2 protein-coding genes are annotated in these 2,269 nt (G+C 71.5%); one reads left to right on the top strand and one right to left on the bottom strand.

From position 1 onward, the window contains the following. The coding region (locus VFS34_10435; GenBank protein HET9794870.1) for a YfhO family protein at positions 1–1,682 on the top strand (1,682 nt) is incomplete at its 5' end. Here VFS34_10435 and VFS34_10430 read toward each other — a convergent pair. Next, positions 1,653–2,269 (bottom strand): hypothetical protein (locus tag VFS34_10430; GenBank protein HET9794869.1); only part of this gene is annotated, 617 nt, incomplete at its 5' end. The genes VFS34_10435 and VFS34_10430 overlap by 30 nt on opposite strands.

Below are 2,269 nucleotides of genomic sequence, written 5' to 3'. Positions count from 1 at the left end.
CGGCCGCTCTCTTCCTCGCGCTCGTCGGAGGACATCCGGAGTCGGCCTTCCATTCCGCGGCGGTGGCGGGAGTCTGGTTCCTCGTGGAGGTCCGCCCGGGGAGGCCGCGCGCGTTCGCCACCGCGGCCGGAGCGGGACTCTTCGCGTTCGCGCTTGCGGCTCCGGCCGTTTTGCCGATTCTCGAGGCGCTGCCCCAGAGCGTCGAGGCCCGGCAGCGGATTTCGGCGCCGGCGGGGAAGACCTCCCAGGCCCCGGCGGAGGCGTTCCGAAGCGCCGCCGGAGCGGTGTGCCCCGACGCCTACGGCGGTTGGCTGGCATCGTCGAGCCCGTCCGCGCCCAGCTTCGATTCGGCGACCGCGGCGTCGATCGGCGGGGTCGGACTCTCGCTCGCGGCGTTCGCGCTCCTCTCGTGGCGCCGGGAGAAATGGCCGCTCGCCGGGCTTTCGCTCCTCACGCTCGCTGTGGCCGTCGGGTTTCCGGGCTTCGCCGACGTCGTGAACCGGCTTCCCGTCTTTCGGCTCGCGCTGAACAACCGGCTGGCGAGCGCGACCGCGTTTCTCCTCGCGGCGCTTTCGGCGATCGGCCTCGAGCAGCTCGCCGCCGCGTCTTGGCGCCGCGCGATCCTGCTGCCGGCGGGCGCGGGGGCGGCGGTGATCGCCGCGGTGTGGCGCCATGCGACGCTCGTTTCGCGGCACGTCGATCCCGCGCGGTTCGATCGCGCGGCGGCGTTCGCGGTCGGCGGAATCCTCCTGGTGTTCGCGGCGTGGTCAGCGGCGGGGCCGCGGCCCGCGATCTTCGCCCCGGCGGCCCTCGCGATCTTCCTCGTCGTGCGCGTCGCCGCGATGCCGCGGCTCTCGCCGACGTTTTCGGCGCGCGATTTCTATCCTCCGATCCCGGAGCTCGGCCGGCTGCCGCGCGGAGACGCTCCCTGGCGGATCGCCGGGCTCGGAAACGCGCTGCAGCCGAACCAGTCCGCGCTGTACGGCATCGAAGACGCCCGCGGATACGAGGGACTCAACAACGCCCGGCTGACCGAAACGTTCCCGCTCTGGTCCGTCCCGCAGCGGCTCTGGTTCAACCGGGTGGACGACCCCTCGCGGCCGTTCCTGCGGTTCCTGAACGCGCGGTTCCTCGCCGCGGATCCTGGCGCGCCGGCGCCGCCGGGCTGGTCGCTTTTCGCACGCGGCGCTTCGCTTTCGATCGACGAGAACGCCTCGGCCCTTCCCCGCGCCTTCGCCCCCCGCAGGATCCGATTCACGGGAGGCGCCGCCGCTTCGATCGACGAAATGGAGCGTTGCGCCGATTTTTCCGACCTCGCCTGGATCGAGGACCCCGGCGAACCGACCCGCGAGATCGAGAACGGCCGGGCCGACCTCCGTGTCCGCGAGGACGGTCCCGATCTCCTGATCGACGTCGATGCGGCCGCTCCCGCCTGGATCGTCGCGTCGGAGACGAACTGGAAGGGATGGCGGGCGCGAGAGAACAATACACGATTCGACATCCGCTTCGCGAACCACGCCTTCCTCGGATTCCGGGTGCCGGCCGGCCGGCATCGCATCCGCCTCGAATACCGACCGTCGTCGTTTCGGTTCGGCGCGGCGCTGGCGGGGCTCGCGATCCTCACCGCCGCCGCGGTCGGGATCCGGAATCGTCTATCGAGCGCGGCGATCGGCGCGGATTAGGACTTCGCGACCGCCGACGACGGCGAACGGTCGATACTTCTCCTTCAGATAGCCCGCCACGATCGGCGCCCGGATTTCGTTGGCGACGCCGTCGATCGCGTCGAGTCCGTTGCCCGCGCGGGCGATCGCGACGAGCGGCCGCTCCCGTTCGCAGAGCGCGATCACGCGGCGCTGCGCCCCTTCCGATTCGTAGAACTCGGGTCCCAGGAACGGGACCGGCATTCGGCGGTCGAGAAGGAAGTAGAGCGCGGGCTCGTTGGAAAAATCGAAGAACGTGTCGCCCGGCCCCATCACGCGGTCGAATGCCGATTTCAAGGCGGCCAGATCCTCGGCCTGGACGGCCGGAACGAGGGCGCCGCCCCCGAGAGGAATCGGCTTCATCTCGGCGGCCCGCTCCGCCCGCGCGCGGGACGCGGACGTGACCACGGTGAGCACGTTTTCGATCCCGGAACGCGGATGGAATCCCAAGCACAGGAACGCGAGGGCGGCCGCCGCCCGTGCCCAGGAGGCCTCGGCGGCGCGGCGGAGCAGCCATGCGGCGGGAAGGCCCGCGAACGCTCCGTAGAGCGCGTAGTGAGCGGGCTCGG

The sequence above is a fragment of the Thermoanaerobaculia bacterium genome, from assembly GCA_035717485.1.
Lineage (GTDB): Bacteria > Acidobacteriota > Thermoanaerobaculia > UBA5066 > DATFVB01 > DATFVB01.
Note: the sequence above shows the minus strand (reverse complement) of the source record. Positions and strands in the feature narration are given on the sequence as shown.